The sequence below is a fragment of the Paenirhodobacter sp. genome (assembly GCF_047600745.1).
Classification (GTDB): Bacteria; Pseudomonadota; Alphaproteobacteria; order Rhodobacterales; family Rhodobacteraceae; genus Rhodobacter.
The window spans coordinates 1,393,994-1,409,767 of the sequence record NZ_JASGKI010000004.1 but is presented as its reverse complement, the minus strand read 5'-3'; the positions used below and the strand labels follow the sequence as shown (position 1 = coordinate 1,409,767).

The window sequence follows — 15,774 nt, the reverse complement described above, 5'->3', positions numbered from 1 at the left end:
AAATTGAACCATCCGTCCGCATTGCGAACGGATGAATGTCTGGCCGCCATCGCTGCCGTGAATGCGAAAATGGGGCCGGCGCCGCGGGCGCCGACCGGATGCGGGGCGTAGGGGTCCGGTTGGGTTATTGCGGGCCGATGTCGGCAAGGGCGTCGAGCAGCCGCGGGCCATATTCCGTGTGCAGCTCCTCGGGCGTCACCAGAAACGACGGCCCGCCGACGTTGACGCCATAGAGCGTGGTGCCATCGGCCGAGATCAGCGGCGCGGCGATGGCGTTGCTCTCCGGTTTCCAGGATCCGAAACTGGTGCAATATCCATAGGTTGCGTAATCCCGCAGGGCGTCGCGCACGCCCTGTTCCATGCGCTCGCGCTGGCCGGGGAATTCGCGGATGCCCTGTGCCAGGATCCGGGCGCGCTTCGCCTCGCTCATCGCCGCCAGGATCGCCCGCCCGATCGCGGAATAGAACAGCGGCAGACGCGCGCCCACCGAGACGGACAGCGAGATCGCCTGATGCGAGCGCAATGCCGCAAGGTAAACCGCCCGCGTGCCGGACTGTTCGGCCAGCGCCACGGTGACATAGGGGTTCGGGCCCTTCGACAGCGCCTGCATGTCCAGCGCGAAGCGTTCGGAAATATCGACCGCCGCCAGAACGCTGAACCCGAGCCGCAGGGCCTTCGGGCTCAGCCGGTATTCGCCGCTGTTCTCGTCACGAATCAGATGCCCGGTCTTCGTGAGCGTATAGGTCAGCCGCGATACGGTCGGCCGTGCCAGCCCGGTGCGGCGCGCCAGTTCCTGATTCGACAGGAAACGATCGCCCTTCTTGTAGCAACTCAGGATATCCAGCCCGCGCGCCAGCGCGGTGACGAACTGCCGGTCGCCGCTTTCGTTTTCTTCGGTCATCCCGCGCTCTGTCGTTCGGTCGGTCATGGTGGGTTCGGTTCCAACTCTCCTGCAAAGGTGCCGATTAGACAACCTTCGTTCGCAGTGCAAACCGCAAATTTGCCCCGTTTTCCGGGGGTGGTGGAAATTTCTTGACTGAAATTTGCTATGCGCATACTCCGTTCGCTATGCAGACTAACCGTTCGCATAGGCTCCGGCCTGTGTCTGGATCGGGATCCGGGCGTGGTGGAGGCAACGCGACGGGCTGGCTGCTGGGGGATCTGATCGGGAATCGGTCACGCGACCGCCGCGCGCCCAGCCGTGAGGGTGCGGTGCTCCGGGCCGGAACCTGACGAAAACGGAAGGGGGGAGGCTTTGAAGCGTATACATGAATTGTTGCGCAACGGTGATCCGTCGCATGTCGCGATCCGGGATCACGATGGCGCCGATTATACCTATGCGGAGCTTGATGCGCTGGCCGGAGACATGGCCGCGCATCTGTCGGCGCATGGCGTGCGGGGCGGCGACCGGGTGATGTTACTCAGCGAAAACAGCGTGACCTATCTGGTGGGGATCCTGGCGCTCAGCCGGCTCGACGCCTGGGTGCTTCTGGCCAATGCGCGGCTGACCGAACCCGAAGTCGAGCGCCTGACCGAGGTCGCCGGTGTCCGCTGCATTCTCTTCACGCCCGAGGCGTCGAAGGCTGCGCGTGACCATGCGGCGCGCCTGAACGCGCTGTCGCTCGGGCATCTGCGCTGTGGCGACGTGCTGGTCACGCCGGTCGCCGATGTCCCCCCCGAGCCGGTGGATCCGGGGCCGGAGCAGACCGCCGTGCTGATCTATACCAGCGGCACGGTGGGAGAGCCGAAGGGTGTCATGCTGAGCCATGCGAACCTGCTGTTCATGGCGGAAACCTCGTCCTCGCTGCGCCGCTTCGTGCCGCAGGACACGACGCTCGCGGTTCTGCCGGGGACGCATATCTTCGGGCTGAGTTCGGTGTTCCTCGCCGCGCTGGCGAAGGGGTCGCGGCTGATCTGCATGCCGCGCTTCGACCCGGACAAGGTGCTGGAGGACATCCGCGAGGAGGTGACGATCCTGCCCGCGGTGCCGCAGATCTTTGCCGCGCTGCTGCGCCGGTTGGGGAAGCTTGGCATCGCCAGCCCCGAACACAGGAACCTGCGCTACATCTACGCCGGGGGCGCGCCGCTCGATCTGGGCCTGAAGCACCGGGTGGAGCGGGTGTTCGGCCTGCCGCTGCACAACGGTTACGGTCAGACCGAGGCCTCGCCCGGGATCGCCACGACACGGCTGGACAACCCGCGCGACGATTCTTCGGTGGGCATCGCGGTTCCGGGGGTGGAGGTCGTGATCCACAACCCGGACGAACACGGCGTGGGCGAGCTTTGGGCGCGCGGGCCGAACGTGATGAAGGGCTATTACCGCAACCCCGAGGCGACGCGCGCCGCGCTGACCGAGGACGGCTTCCTGCGCACCGGTGACCTCGCGCGGCAGGATCCGGATGGCGCGGTGCATATCGCCGGGCGACTCAAGGAACTGATCGTCCATTCCGGCTTCAACATCTATCCGCCCGAGGTGGAGGCGGTGCTGAGCCTGCATCCGGCGGTGTCGACCTGTGCCGTGGTGGGCCGGACCAGTGGCGGCGACGAGCATGTGATTGCCTTCGTCACCGCCCATGACCCGGTGACCGAGGCGGAGTTGCGCGACTGGGTGCATGCCCGCATGGCGGCCTACAAGGTGCCGGAGCGGGTGATCATCGCCGAGGCGCTGCCGCAGGCGGCGACCGGGAAAATCCTGAAGAACAAACTTCTCGAACATTTCCGCAAGGACCTTGAGGAAAAGGAAACGCATTGATGCTGCAAGGGTATATCTACGACGGGCTGCGCAGCCCCTTCGGCCGTCACGCGGGCGCGCTTTCGGGGATCCGGCCGGACGATCTGGCGGTGCAGGTGGTGCGGGCGCTGGTGCAGCGCTCCGAACTGCCGGTGGAGAAGATCGAGGACGTGATCCTTGGCAACGTCTGCCAATCGGGCGAGGACAGCCGCAACGTCGCGCGCTTCGTGGGCCTTCTGGCCGGGGTGCGGATGGAGGCGGGCGGGCTGACCGTCAACCGGCTGTGCGGATCGGCGATGGCGGCGGTGCTGGATGCCGCGCGCTCGGTCACCGTGGGCGAGGCGGAACTGTATGTCGCAGGCGGGACCGAGAGCATGACGCGGGCGCCCTTCGTCGTGTCGAAATCCCCCGCCGCCTGGGACCGTAATCCGCAGATCTTCGATTCCACCATCGGCACCCGCTTCCCGAACAAGGAATTCGGCGAGATCTTCGGCGATTTCTCGATGCCGCAGACGGCGGACAACCTCGCGGCGGATTATGGCATCACGCGCGAGGAATGCGACGCCTTCGCCTATGCCAGCCAGCAGAAGTTCGAGGCCGCCCGCGCCGAGGGCTTCTTCAAGGACGAGATCCAGCCGATTGAGATCGCGACCCGCAAGGGTGTGACCGTGGTCGATACCGACGAGCATCCCCGGCCGGAAACCTCGCTCGAAAAGATGGCCGCGCTGAAGCCGCTGTTCAAGGGCGGCGTGGTGACGGCGGCGAATGCCTCGGGCGTGAACGACGGGGCGGCGGCGCTGATGATCGGGTCGAAGACGCTGGGTCCGAAGCCGCGCGCGCGGATCGTGTCGGGTGCCATCGCGGGCGTGCCGCCGCGGATCATGGGCATTGGCCCGGCCTTCGCGGTGCCGAAGGCGCTGGAACGGGCCGGGCTGACGCTGAAGGACATGGACCTGATCGAGATCAACGAGGCTTTCGCGAGCCAGGCGCTCGGCTGCTGCAAGGAACTGGGGCTCGACCCGAACGACAGCAGGCTGAACCCGAACGGCGGGGCGATCGCGGTGGGCCATCCGCTCGGTGCGTCCGGCGGGCGGATCGTGCTGACCGCGATGCGGCAACTGGAACGGACGGGCGGGCGCTATGCCTGTCTGTCGATGTGCATCGGCGTGGGCCAGGGTATTGCCATGGTCATCGAGCGGCTGGACTGAGGAGTGATGGGATGACGGACGTGACACAGCTTGCGGTCGAAAACGGGATCGGCCTGATCGGGCTCAACAATCCGCCGGTGAATGCGCTTGGCGCGGCGCTGCGGCAGGGGCTGGTGGATGCGATTGCTGCGCTCAACGCCGATCCGGCGGTGAAGGTGATCGCGATCTATGGCGAGGGCCGGGCGTTTTCGGCGGGCGCGGATATCCGCGAATTCGGCAAGCCGCTGGTGCCGCCCCGCCTGCCCGATGTGCTGGACGCGATGGAAGCCAGCGCGAAGCCGGTGGTCGCGGTGGTGCATGGCACGGCGCTTGGCGGCGGGCTGGAACTGGCGCTGGCCTGCCATGCGCGGGTCGGCCTGCCCGGGGCGCGGCTGGGTCTGCCGGAAGTGACGCTGGGGATCCTGCCGGGTGCGGGCGGGACGCAGCGCCTGCCACGGCTGATCGCGCTCGACAAGGCGATCGACATCATCACCACGGGCCGGTTCGTTGCGGCGGATGAGGCGGTGGAGCTGGGCCTTCTGGACCGGATGGGCGAAGGCTCCCCGCGCGAAGCGGCGCTGATCGCGGGGGCGCAGGTGCTGGACGGCAGCCTGCCCACCCGGCGTACCGGCGACATCGTGATCACGCCCGATGCGGCGGTGATCGCGGCGGCGGATGCGCGGCTGCGGGCGAAGCGCCCGGCGCTGGCGGCGCCGATCAAGGCGGTCGAGGCGATCGGCCATGCGGGCGCACCGCTGGCCGAGGGGTTGAAGGCGGAACGTGCGCTGTTCCTCGAACTGATGGACGGGCCGGATCGTCAGGGGCTGATCCATGCCTTCGATGCCGAACGGGTGGCGAAGACCTTCCCCGAGGCCAAGGAGACGCCGCGTCCGGTGAACAAGACGGGCGTGATCGGCGGCGGCACGATGGGCGTCGGCATTGCGACGGCGATGTTGCAGGCGGGTCTGCCGGTCACGCTGGTCGAAATGGCGCCGGAGCGGGCGGAGGCGGCAAAGGCCGCGGTGGCGAAGAACTTCGACGGTGCGGTGAAGCGCGGCAAGATGACCGCCGAGGCGCGCGACGAAATGCTCGGGCGGCTGACGGCGACGGTGGGGCTCGAAAGCCTCGCCGATGTGGATGTGGTGGTCGAGGCCGTGTTCGAGGATATGGCGGTGAAGACCGACATCTTCGGCAAGCTGGATCAGATCTGCAAGCCAGGCGCGGTGCTGGGCTCGAATACCTCTTATCTGGACGTCAACGCCATCGCGGCGGCGACCTCGCGGCCGCAGGACGTGATCGGGCTGCACTTCTTCTCGCCCGCGCATCTGATGCGGCTGCTGGAAGTCGTGGTGGCCGAGAAGACCGCGCCGGATGTGGTGGCCACGGCGCTCGCGCTGGCGGCGAAGATGAAGAAGGTCGCGGTGCGTTCGGGCGTCTGTGACGGCTTCATCGGCAACCGGATCCTCGCGCATTACCGCAAGGTGGCGGATTACATGGTGCTGGACGGTGCGGCGTTCGAGCAGGTGGACCGCGCGCTGGAGGAGTTCGGCTTTGCCATGGGGCCCTTCGCGGTGGGCGACCTCGCCGGGCAGGATATCGGCTGGGCCACCCGCAAGCGCAAGGCGCCGACCCGCCCCGCCGAGGAACGCTACAGCCCGATTTCCGACCGGATCTGTGAACAGGGCTGGTTCGGGCGCAAGACCGGGCGCGGCTACTACCTTTACGACGATCCGAAACACCGCAAGGTGAACCCCGAGGCGGTCGCCATCGTGGAGGCCGAGCGCAAGGCCGAGGGCATCACGCCGCGCACCTTCACGGATGAGGAAATCGTCGCCCGCTACATGACGGCGATGATCTCCGAGGCCGCCCGCGTGGTCGAGGAAAAGATCGCGCTGCGCCCGCTGGACGTGGATGCGGTGTTCCTGTTCGGCTACGGCTTTCCGCGCCATCTGGGCGGGCCGCTGAACTATGCCGACCGGATCGGCGCGAAGGTTCTGGTCGCGCGGATCGAGAGCTATGCCAAGGAAGATCCCCATTACTGGCAGGTTCCCGCGCTCCTGCGCGAGATGGCGGCCACGGGCCGCAGCTTTGCCGACATGAACAAGGAGTGAGCGGATGGATCTCGACTTCACCGACGAAGAACGCGCCTTCCGCGACGAAGTGCGCAGCTTCCTGACGGAGAACCTGCCGCGCGACATCGCCGAAAAGGTTTCGGCGGGCAAGGAACTGGAGCGGGCGGATTTCCTGCGCTGGCAGGCGATCCTGAACGCGAAGGGCTGGCTCGCCACCACCTGGCCCGCGGAATACGGCGGGCCGGGCTGGACGCCGACGCAACGGCATATCTTCTCCGAGGAATGCGCGCTTCTGGGCGCGCCCCGGATGCCGCCCTTCGGGTTGAACATGCTTGGCCCGGTGCTGATCAAATTCGGCACCGAGGAACAGCGGCGCGAGATCCTGCCGCGCATCCTGTCGGGCGAGGACTGGTGGTGTCAGGGCTATTCGGAACCCGGCGCCGGGTCCGACCTTGCCAGTCTGAAGACCCGCGCGGTGCGTGACGGGGACGTTTATGTGGTGAACGGCCAGAAGACCTGGACCACGCTCGGTCAGCACGCCAACAGGATCTTCTGCCTCGTGCGCACGGCGACCGAGGGCAAGCCGCAGGAGGGCATCAGCTTCCTGCTGGTCGATCTCGACACCCCCGGCGTGGAGATGCGGCCGATCAGGCTGATCGAAGGCGGCCATGAGGTGAACGAGGTCTTCTTCACCGACGCGCGCATCCCCGTTGCCAATCTGGTGGGCGCGGAGAACGAAGGCTGGACCATCGCGAAATATCTGCTGACGCATGAGCGCACCAATATCGCGGGCGTCGGCTATGCGATCCGCGATCTGGAGCGGTTCCGCGATCTGGCGGCGCAGATCACCCGCGACGGGCGGTCGCTGGCGGAAAACCCGGTCTATGCCGCCCGCGCGGCGGAGATCGAGGCGGATCTTGAGGCGCTGCGGATCACCAACCTGCGGATGCTGGCCAATACCAAGGACGGCGCGGCGGGAGGGATCGAAAGCTCGCTGCTGAAGCTCAAGGGCACGCAGGTCCGGCAGGCGTTGCAGGATCTGTATCGCTCGGCGCTCGGGCCGCTGGCGGCGCCGAATGCGGATGATCTGTCGGAAAACGAACTGGCGGTTCCGCCGGATGCCGCGCGCGCCGCGCCGGTCTATTTCAACCACCGCAAGCTGTCGATCTTCGGCGGCTCCAACGAAATCCAGCGCAACATCGTTGCCAAAGAACTTTTCCGGGGGTGAGGGCGATGGATTTCAACCTGTCCGAAGACCACAAGATGCTGTCCGACACGCTGCGCCGCTTTCTGGCGGATAAATGCAGCGTCGAGGAGCGCAACAAGGTCGCCTATGCCGCGCCTTATCACTCGGCGGAAGCCTGGGCGGGGCTGGCGGAACTGGGCACGCTGTCGGCCTTTCTGAGCGAGGATGAGGGCGGCTTCGGCGGCACCGCCGAGGATGCGATGGTCGTGTTCGAGGAACTGGGCCGCGCGTTGTGCGTCGAGCCGATGCTGGGCGCGCTGATGGGGCTGCGGCTCTTGGCGGCGTTCGGGCGCAGTGAGCTGACCGAGGCGGTGGCCTCGGGTGCGGCGCGCTGTGCGCTGGCGGTTTACGAGCCGCATGTGGCCTGCGACCTGAGCTATATCGAGGCGAGCGCCCGCAAGGAGGGCGATGCCTGGGCACTGTCGGGCCGGAAATCCGCCGTCTATGGCGCGCCGGGGGCGGATCATGTCCTGATCGTGGCGAAGACGGCGGAGGGGCTGGGCCTGTTCCTCGCCGAAAAGCCCGCGCTGATCGCGGCGGCGGCGGTGGATGGCGGCGGCATCGCCGATATCGTTCTGGATGGGTTGGCGGTGGACTGCCTCTCGACCGATGCGCGGGCGCAGATCGAGGATGCGCTGGACCTTGGCCGGATCGCGCTTTGCGCCGAGGCGGTGGGTGCGATGGCGGTTCTGATCGACATGACGGTCGATTACCTTAAGCAGCGCAAGCAGTTCGGCCGCGCCATCGCGACCTTTCAGGCGTTGCAGCACCGGGTTGTGGATATGGTCGTCGAACTGGAACAGTGCCGCTCGATCACCATCGCGGCGGCGGCGGGCTATGGCACGCCGGATCAGGCGCGGCTGGTGTCGATGGCAAAGAACCTGATCGGGCGGATGGGCACGAAGATCGCCGAAGAGGCGATCCAGATGCACGGCGGCATCGGCATGACCTGGGAATATCCGGGTTCGCATTACGCCAAGCGCCTGGTGATGATCGACCATCAACTGGGCGACCGGGCGGACCATGCGCTGCGGATGGTGCGGCTGAAACCCGTCGAGGCCGCCTGATGCAGGACCCGTCCGAAGACGATCTGCTGCCGATCGACCGTTCCGGATCGCGCAGGCTGGTGGGCTATCGCTCGTCGGTTCCGGACGATCAGACCGGAGTCTGCGCGTTGGAGATCGGGCCGCAGCACCTGAACCGGCTGGGGCTGCTGCATGGCGGCTTCGTGTCGATGCTGCTCGATAACGGCTGTGGCATTGCCGTGCGCGCGGCGATGGGCGACATCGACGGGGCGGCGGTCACGGTGACGCTTGCGGTGAACTTCATCGCCAGCGTAAGCTCCGGCCGGGTAACCGCAACGGGGCGGGTCACCGGTGGCGGGCGCAGCCTGAAATTCGCCGAAAGCGAGCTGCGCGATGAAACGGGGCGGTTGCTGGCAACGGCGACCGCGACCTTCCGGATCCTGGAGAAACGATGACAGAGACTGTTTCCGAGGCTGTGCTGTCTGAACGGCGGGGTCCGAGCCTGATCCTGACCCTGAACCTGCCGCGCAAGCGCAATGTTCTGGGGCAGGATGTCTATGACGGGCTGCATGCGGGGTTCGATCTGGCCCTGTCCACGCCGGAGATCGCCAATATCGTCCTGCAAGGGGCGGGCGGGTTCTTCTGCGCGGGTGGCGACCTGAACCAGCTTGCCACCCGCGCGGCCCTGCCGCCGGAGGGGCGCGCGGAGCGGATCGAGGCGCTGCATGCGGTGGTGCGGCGGATCCGGTCCTGCCCGAAGCCGGTGATCGCCGCCATTGAGGGGGGCGCCGCCGGGGCGGGGGCGTCGATCGCGCTGGCCGCCGACATGATCGTCGCGGCGGACGACAGCTATATGTCGATGGCCTATGTCAAGGCGGGGCTGGTGCCGGACGGGGGGGCGACGGCTTCGCTGCTGCGCGCGCTGCCGCCGCAATTCGCGAGTGAGATCGCGCTTCTGGGCGGGCGGATCCCGGCGCAGCGGCTGGCCGATCTGGGCGTGGTCAACCGGATCGTTCCGGCGGGCGGGGCGCTCGATGCCGCGCTGGCGCTTGGGGCGGAACTGGCGGGCGGCGCACGGGCGGCGCAATCGGCGATCCTGTCGCTGATCGACCGGGCCTCCGAGTGCAGCTTCGACGGCCAGTTGGAGAATGAAAAACGCGCGATGGCCGTGGCCCTTGGCGCGCCCGAGGCGGCGGAGGGTATCGCCGCCTTCCGCGAACGCCGCGCGCCCGCCTTTCCCGCCATGCCGGTCGCGCCTGCGCCCGTGCCGCTGCCCGCGCCGCTGATCGACACGCCGGTGACGCGGATGTTCGGCACCCGGCTGCCGATCGTTGCGGGCGGGCTGATGTGGCTGGCGAATGCCGATTACGTCGCCGCTGCGGCCAAAGCCGGGATCATCGGCTTCATCACCGCCGCGAGCTTCCCGGACTCCGCCGCGCTGCGCGCCGAGATCCGCCGCTGCCGCGAGATGGTGGGGGGGCTGCCCTTCGGGGTGAATGTCTCGATGCTGCCGAAGCTGGTCGAGGGCGAGCGCACCGAAGAGGTCTTTCGCCTGATCGCCGAAGAAGGCGTGCGCTTCGTCGAGACCTCGGGCCGCAGCCCGGAACCCTGGCTGCCGATCCTGCGCGACGCTGGCATCAAGGTGCTGCACAAGGTCGCCAGCCTGCGCCATGCGGTCAAGGCCGAGGCGGTGGGCGTCGATGCGGTCACCATCGTCGGCGCGGAATGCGGCGGGCATCCGGGGCTCGACATGATCGGCAGCTTCGTCAACGCGGGGCTGGCCGGGTCGCGGCTGACGATCCCGTGGCTGATCGGCGGCGGCGTCGGCACCGGCGGACAGGTGGCGGCGATCCTCACCATGGGCGGCGCGGGGGCGGTGGTCGGCACGCGCTTTCTGGTGGCCGATGAGATCTGGGCGCATGCGGGCTACAAGCAGGCGCTGATCCGCGCGAGCGAGAATGACACCGCGCTTGGCATGCACACGATCCGCAACACGGTGCGCGCGCTCGCCAATGACACGATGCGGGAACTGGCCGCGCTTGAGGCTGCAAAGCCCGATGCCACGATCGCCGATCTGATGCCGCTGGTCAGCGGCGCGATCGGGCGGCTGGCCTATGAAACCGGGGACGCCAGCCGGGGCGTTCTGTCCGCGGGCCAGAGCCTGGGTGCGGTCGACCGCGCCGAGCCGCTGGCCGCCATCGTTGTCCGGATGCAGGAGGAGTTGTTCGTGGCCCTGCGCCGCGCAGCTCAGATGACACAGAGGTGAAAGCAATGAAAGTCCTGGTGCCAGTCAAGCGAGTTATTGACTACAACGTGAAGGTTCGCGTGAAGGGGGATGGGAGTGGGGTTGATCTTGCGAATGTGAAGATGTCGATGAATCCTTTTGACGAGATCGCGGTCGAGGAGGCGATCCGGCTGAAGGAGGCGGGCGTTGCGAGCGAGGTTGTCGTTGTTTCGATCGGCGTGAAGCAGGCGCAGGAGACGCTGCGGACGGCGCTGGCGATGGGGGCGGACCGGGCGATTCTGGTGGTGGCGTCCGAGGATGTCGCGACGGATATCGAGCCGCTGGCGGTGGCGAAGATCCTGGCGGCGGTGGCGCGGGACGAACAGCCGGGGCTGATCATCGCGGGCAAGCAGGCGATCGACAACGACATGAACGCGACGGGGCAGATGCTGGCGGCGCTGCTGGGCTGGCCGCAGGCGACCTTCGCGTCGGAGGTGGTGGTCGCGGGCGACCGGGCGAAGGTCACGCGCGAGGTCGACGGCGGCTTGCAGGTGATCGAGGTCGCTCTGCCGGCGATCGTCACGGCGGATCTGCGGCTCAATGAACCGCGCTATGCGTCTTTGCCCAACATCATGAAAGCAAAGAAGAAACCGCTCGACGAAAAGACCGCGGCCGATTACGGCGTGGATGTGACGCCGCGGCTGACGGTGGTGAAGACGGCCGAGCCCGCGGGGCGTTCGGCCGGGGTCAAGGTCGGCTCGGTCGATGAGCTGGTCGCGAAACTGAAGGAAGTGGGGGCGCTCTGATGTCGGTTCTTCTGATTGCGGATGTGGGTCTGGACGCGACGGCAAAGGCGCTGACGGCGGCGGCGAAGCTCGGCCCGGTGACGGTGCTTGCGGCGGGGGTGGACCCGGCGCCGGTGGCGGCGCTGGCGGGCGTGACGAAGGTGCTGGCGGTGGAGGACGCGGCCTGCGCGCATGGCCTGGCGGAGCCTCTGGCCGCGCTGATCGTGTCGCTTTCGGGCTACAGCCACATCGTCGCGCCGGCGACGGCGGTGGCGAAGAACGTGCTGCCGCGGGTGGCGGCACTGCTCGACGTGATGGTGATTTCGGACGTGACCGGGGTGGTCGACGGCGAGACGTTCGAGCGCCCGATCTATGCCGGCAACGCGATCCAGACGGTGCGGTCGTCGGATCCGGTGAAGGTTCTGACGGTGCGCACGACGGCGTTCGAGGCGGCGGGCGCGGGCGGCCCGGCGCCGGTCGAGGCGGTGGCGCCCGCGGCGGACACGGGCGTTTCCGCCTGGGTCGAGGACCGGGTGGCGAAGTCCGACCGGCCCGAGCTGACCTCGGCCAAGGTCGTGGTTTCGGGTGGCCGCGGCGTCGGGTCGGAGGAGAATTTCGCGCTGATCGAAGGGCTTGCGGATAAATTGGGCGCCGCCGTCGGCGCGTCGCGCGCCGCGGTGGACAGCGGCTATGCGCCGAACGACCGCCAGGTCGGCCAGACCGGCAAGGTCGTCGCCCCCGAGCTCTATGTCGCCGTCGGCATCTCCGGCGCGATCCAGCACCTCGCCGGCATGAAGGACTCCAAGGTCATCGTCGCCATCAACAAGGACGAAGAAGCCCCCATCTTCCAGGTCGCAGACTACGGCCTGGTCGCGGATCTCTTCACCGCCGTCCCGGAATTGACCGCGAAGATCTGAGGGCCTGCGCCCGGAAAAACAGGCCCCGCCGGAAACGGCGGGGCCTTTTGCATCGCCGACCGCGCGGCACCACAGGCACTGGCGGACCTTTTGCCCGGCCGACCGGGCTGCACGGTATTCCAGGCGCCGGCGGACCTTCTGCCCGACCGACCGGACCGCGCGGCACAACAAACGGCAGGCCGGGCCGGACGCCCAAGGCCCCGCCGACACGGGCGCCCGCACCATCCCGAAACAGGATCCCCCAGAGCGTGAGAGCCAGGAAGCCCCCTCCGCCCGAGACGGAAGGGGCCATATGTGTCCTCAGAAATGCACCGAATGCGAAACCGCGGGCTTTTCCAGCGGCGGCGCAAAACGCGTCAGGTCAATCCCCTCCACCGCAGCCCGATACTCCTCCGCCGTCGGCGTCCGACCAAGAATCGCGGACAGAACAACGACCGGGGTCGAAGCCAGCAGGGATTCGCCCTTCTTCTCGGCGGAATCCTCGACCACACGGCCCTGGAACAGCCGGGTTGAGGTGGCCAGAACGGTATCGCCCTTCTCCGCCTTTTCCTGGTTGCCCATGCACAGGTTGCAACCGGGGCGTTCGAGATAAAGGATGTTCTCGTATTCCGTGCGCGCCGTGTTCTTCGGGAACATGTCGTCGAATTCGAAGCCGGAGTAGCGCTGGAGGATCTCCCAGTCGCCCTCGGCCTTCAACTCGTCGATGATGTTGTAGGTCGGCGCGGCGACGACCAGCGGCGCCTTGAACTCGACTTTGCCCTGCGCCTTTTCGAGGTTCTTCAGCATCTGCGCGACGATCTTCATGTCGCCCTTGTGCACCATGCAGGAGCCGACGAAGCCCAGATCCACCTTCTTCGTCCCGCCGTAGTAGGAAACCGGGCGGATCGTGTCATGGGTGTAGCGGCGCGACACATCGGCGTTGTTCACATCCGGGTCGGCGATCATCGGTTCGTCGATCAGATCCAGATCCACGACGACCTCGGCGAAGTATTTCGCGTTGTCGTCGGGGGCCAGCGCCGGTTTTTCGCCCGAACGGATTTCGGCGATGCGCTTGTCCGCCTTGGCGATCAGGCCCTTCAGCGTCTGCGCGGCATTGTCCATGCCCTTGTCGATCATGATCTGGATGCGGTGTTTCGCGATTTCCAGCGATTCGATCAGGGTGTCGTCCTGGCTGATGCAGATCGACGCCTTGGCCTTCATCTCCGCCGTCCAGTCGGTGAAGGTGAACGCCTGGTCGGCCAGCAGCGTGCCGATATGGACCTCGATGATCCGGCCCTGGAACACGTTGTCGCCATGCTGTTTCAGCATCTGCGCCTGCGTCGCATGCACCACGTCGCGGAAGTCCATCCAGGGCTTCATCTTGCCCTTGAAGGTGACCTTCACCGATTGCGGGATCGGCATCGTCGCCTCGCCGGTGGCCAGCGCCAGCGCCACGGTGCCAGAGTCCGCGCCAAAGGCCACGCCCTTCGACATCCGGGTGTGGCTGTCGCCGCCGATGATGATGGCCCAGTCATCCACGGTGATGTCGTTCAGCACCTTGTGGATCACGTCCGTCATCGAATGATAGACGCCCTTCGGGTCGCGCGCGGTGATGACGCCGAAGTTGTTCATGAAGGACATCAGCTTCGGGATGTTCACCTGCGCCTTCTTGTCCCAGACGGAGGCCGTGTGACAGCCCGACTGATAGGCGCCGTCGAGGATGGGGGAGATGACGGTGGCCGCCATCGCCTCAAGCTCCTGCGCCGTCATCAGGCCGGTGGTGTCCTGCGAGCCGACGATATTCACCCGCACCCGCACGTCGGACCCGGCATGCAGCACCTTGCCCGGGGTCACGCCCACGGCGTTGCGGTTGAAGATCTTTTCGACCGCGGTCAGGCCCTGGCCCTCGGCGGTGATTTCCTTGTTCGGCGCGAAGACCGGGGTGGCCTCGACCCCCAGCGTTTCCGCCGCGAAGGTTTGCAGCTTCTTGCCGAAGACGATGGCGTAGGAGCTGCCCGCCTTCATGAATTCCATCTTCTGCGGCGTGAAGGCCGCCGAGACATCCACCAGTTCGTTGCCATCCGCATCGCGGAGCTTCTTGTTCTTCACGTCGATGGTCAGAACGGTGCCGGTCGCGACCGAATATTTCTGCTCAAGAACCGGGTTGCCGTCGGCGTTCAGGACCGGCTTGCCCTCGGCATCCGTCTTCTTCACCCAGTTCTTCAGGTTGATGCCGATGCCGCCGGTCACATCGACCGTGGTGGCGAAGATCGGCGAGATGCCGTTCGTGCCCGCAACCACCGGGGCGACGTTGACGAAGGGCACATAGGGGCTGGCCTGCCGCCCGGTCCAGAGCGCGACGTTGTTCACCCCGGACATCCGCGACGAGCCAACGCCCATCGTGCCCTTCTCGGCGATCATCATCACGCGCGCGTCGGGATGCGCGGCCTTCAGCGCCACGATTTCCTTCTGCGCCTCGGGCGAGATCATGCACAGCCCATGCAGTTCCCGGTCCGAGCGCGAATGTGCCTGATTGCCCGGCGACAGCAGGTCGGTCGAAATATCGCCCTCGGCGGCGATATAGGTCACGACCTTGATTTCGTCTTCGACATCCGGGAGCTTGGTGAAGAATTCGGCCTTGGCGTAGCTTTCCAGCACATCCTTCGCCACCGCATTCCCGGCCTTGTAGGCGTCGCGCAGGCGGAACATGTCGGCGTCATACAGGAACACCTGCGTCTTGAGCACCTCCGCCGCCTGCGCCGCGATCGCGGCATCCGTGCCGAGCGCGAGGTCGATCAGCACCTCGACCGAGGGCCCGCCCTTCATATGCGACAGCAGTTCGAGCGCGAAGGCCGGGGTGATTTCCGGCACCACCGCTTCGCCCAGCACGATCTTCTTGAGGAAGGCGGCCTTGACGCCGGCGGCGCTGGTCGTGCCCGGCAGGACGTTGTAGATGAAGAAATTCAGCGAAGCGGCCCGGTGCGGGCTCCCGGCGTCCTCGATCTGGGCGATCAGTTCCTGCACCAGTGCGCCATCGTCGATGGGCTTGGGGTGGAGGCCCTGTTCCTTGCGGGTTTCGATCTCGGTGAGGTAGTCGCTATACAGGCTCATGAGTATCCCTACAATCCGGTGCCGGCTTGCGCTTGGACGCCGAAAGGCAGAAGGTTGGCGAGCGGCGGCAAGCTATTGTATGCACAGGTATGCCGAATAACCGCCGGTGGCAAGAGGTCCGGTGCCCCTGCGCCGCTCCGGCATGATGAAAATCCGGATTATTCCGCGCCGGACCGGGTGAAAACCCTCCTGGGCGCGCGGATCGGATGCCGCCGTGCCTGCGCTGTGGCCGAAAGCCGGGACCGTCCCGACCCGGAACGATGCGGGCTGGGCACTCTGTCGGCGCCGCACTGCGGGGCAGGGCGCCTTCGTCAGGATCGCCGCTAATCCCGCGCGGGGCAAAACGTTGCTCCGGAAGGTAGGTGCCTTCGGAACCGGCCCCTGTCCTCGCGGCGTGGGGCAAAGCGAACCGGCAATCTGGTGCGATCCCCCGGCGATAAGTGCCTCGGCCTGTCGGTGGGGCTGCATGCACACCCTTGGTCCCTGCGCCCCCTTGG

Annotated in this window: 11 protein-coding genes; 9 read left to right on the top strand and 2 right to left on the bottom strand. The window is 66.9% G+C overall.

From position 1 onward, the window contains the following. Positions 1–124: 124 nt before the first annotated feature. Positions 125–901: an IclR family transcriptional regulator gene (locus tag QM789_RS15620; RefSeq protein ID WP_420352769.1), complete on the bottom strand. Its 777-nt coding sequence runs from the start codon at positions 899–901 to the stop codon at positions 125–127. A 354-nt stretch (positions 902–1,255) separates the two neighbouring features. Here QM789_RS15620 and QM789_RS15615 point away from each other — a divergent pair, with 354 nt between their 5' ends. The 9 genes from QM789_RS15615 to QM789_RS15575 are packed head-to-tail and all read left to right on the top strand — an operon-like array spanning position 1,256 to position 12,187. Continuing rightward, the gene (locus QM789_RS15615) at positions 1,256–2,752 is read left to right on the top strand and encodes a class I adenylate-forming enzyme family protein (RefSeq protein ID WP_420352768.1); all 1,497 of its coding nucleotides are present in this window, start codon (positions 1,256–1,258) and stop codon (positions 2,750–2,752) included. Further along, a complete protein-coding gene (locus QM789_RS15610) occupies positions 2,752–3,939 on the top strand; it encodes an acetyl-CoA C-acyltransferase (RefSeq protein ID WP_420352767.1) in 1,188 nt (395 codons plus the stop codon). Before QM789_RS15615 ends, QM789_RS15610 begins: the two co-directional genes overlap by 1 nt. Positions 3,940–3,950: 11 nt before the next feature. Then, complete coding sequence (locus QM789_RS15605; protein ID WP_420352766.1) at positions 3,951–6,029, top strand: 3-hydroxyacyl-CoA dehydrogenase NAD-binding domain-containing protein; 2,079 nt, start codon at positions 3,951–3,953, stop codon at positions 6,027–6,029. A 4-nt stretch (positions 6,030–6,033) separates the two neighbouring features. Further along, complete coding sequence (locus QM789_RS15600) at positions 6,034–7,218, top strand: acyl-CoA dehydrogenase family protein (protein ID WP_420352765.1); 1,185 nt, start codon at positions 6,034–6,036, stop codon at positions 7,216–7,218. 5 nt (positions 7,219–7,223) lie between these two features. After that, positions 7,224–8,303, top strand: coding sequence for an acyl-CoA dehydrogenase family protein (locus tag QM789_RS15595; protein WP_420352764.1), 1,080 nt, complete (start codon positions 7,224–7,226; stop codon positions 8,301–8,303). Continuing rightward, complete coding sequence (locus QM789_RS15590; protein WP_420352763.1) at positions 8,303–8,716, top strand: PaaI family thioesterase; 414 nt, start codon at positions 8,303–8,305, stop codon at positions 8,714–8,716. Before QM789_RS15595 ends, QM789_RS15590 begins: the two co-directional genes overlap by 1 nt. Then, a complete protein-coding gene (locus QM789_RS15585; RefSeq protein ID WP_420352762.1) occupies positions 8,713–10,527 on the top strand; it encodes an enoyl-CoA hydratase family protein in 1,815 nt (604 codons plus the stop codon). The genes QM789_RS15590 and QM789_RS15585 overlap by 4 nt, the downstream gene beginning before the upstream one ends. Positions 10,528–10,532: 5 nt before the next feature. Then, entirely contained in the window at positions 10,533–11,291 is a 759-nt protein-coding gene (locus tag QM789_RS15580; RefSeq protein ID WP_420350338.1) for an electron transfer flavoprotein subunit beta/FixA family protein, read from the top strand. Then, positions 11,291–12,187 (top strand): electron transfer flavoprotein subunit alpha/FixB family protein, encoded by an 897-nt coding sequence (locus QM789_RS15575; RefSeq protein ID WP_420350339.1) that lies wholly within the window; start codon positions 11,291–11,293, stop codon positions 12,185–12,187. The genes QM789_RS15580 and QM789_RS15575 overlap by 1 nt, the downstream gene beginning before the upstream one ends. A gap of 300 nt (positions 12,188–12,487) precedes the next feature. Here the strand turns inward: QM789_RS15575 and QM789_RS15570 are convergent, their stop codons facing one another. After that, positions 12,488–15,277 (bottom strand): bifunctional aconitate hydratase 2/2-methylisocitrate dehydratase, encoded by a 2,790-nt coding sequence (locus tag QM789_RS15570; protein ID WP_420352761.1) that lies wholly within the window; start codon positions 15,275–15,277, stop codon positions 12,488–12,490. Between the last annotated feature and the right edge of the window lie 497 nt (positions 15,278–15,774).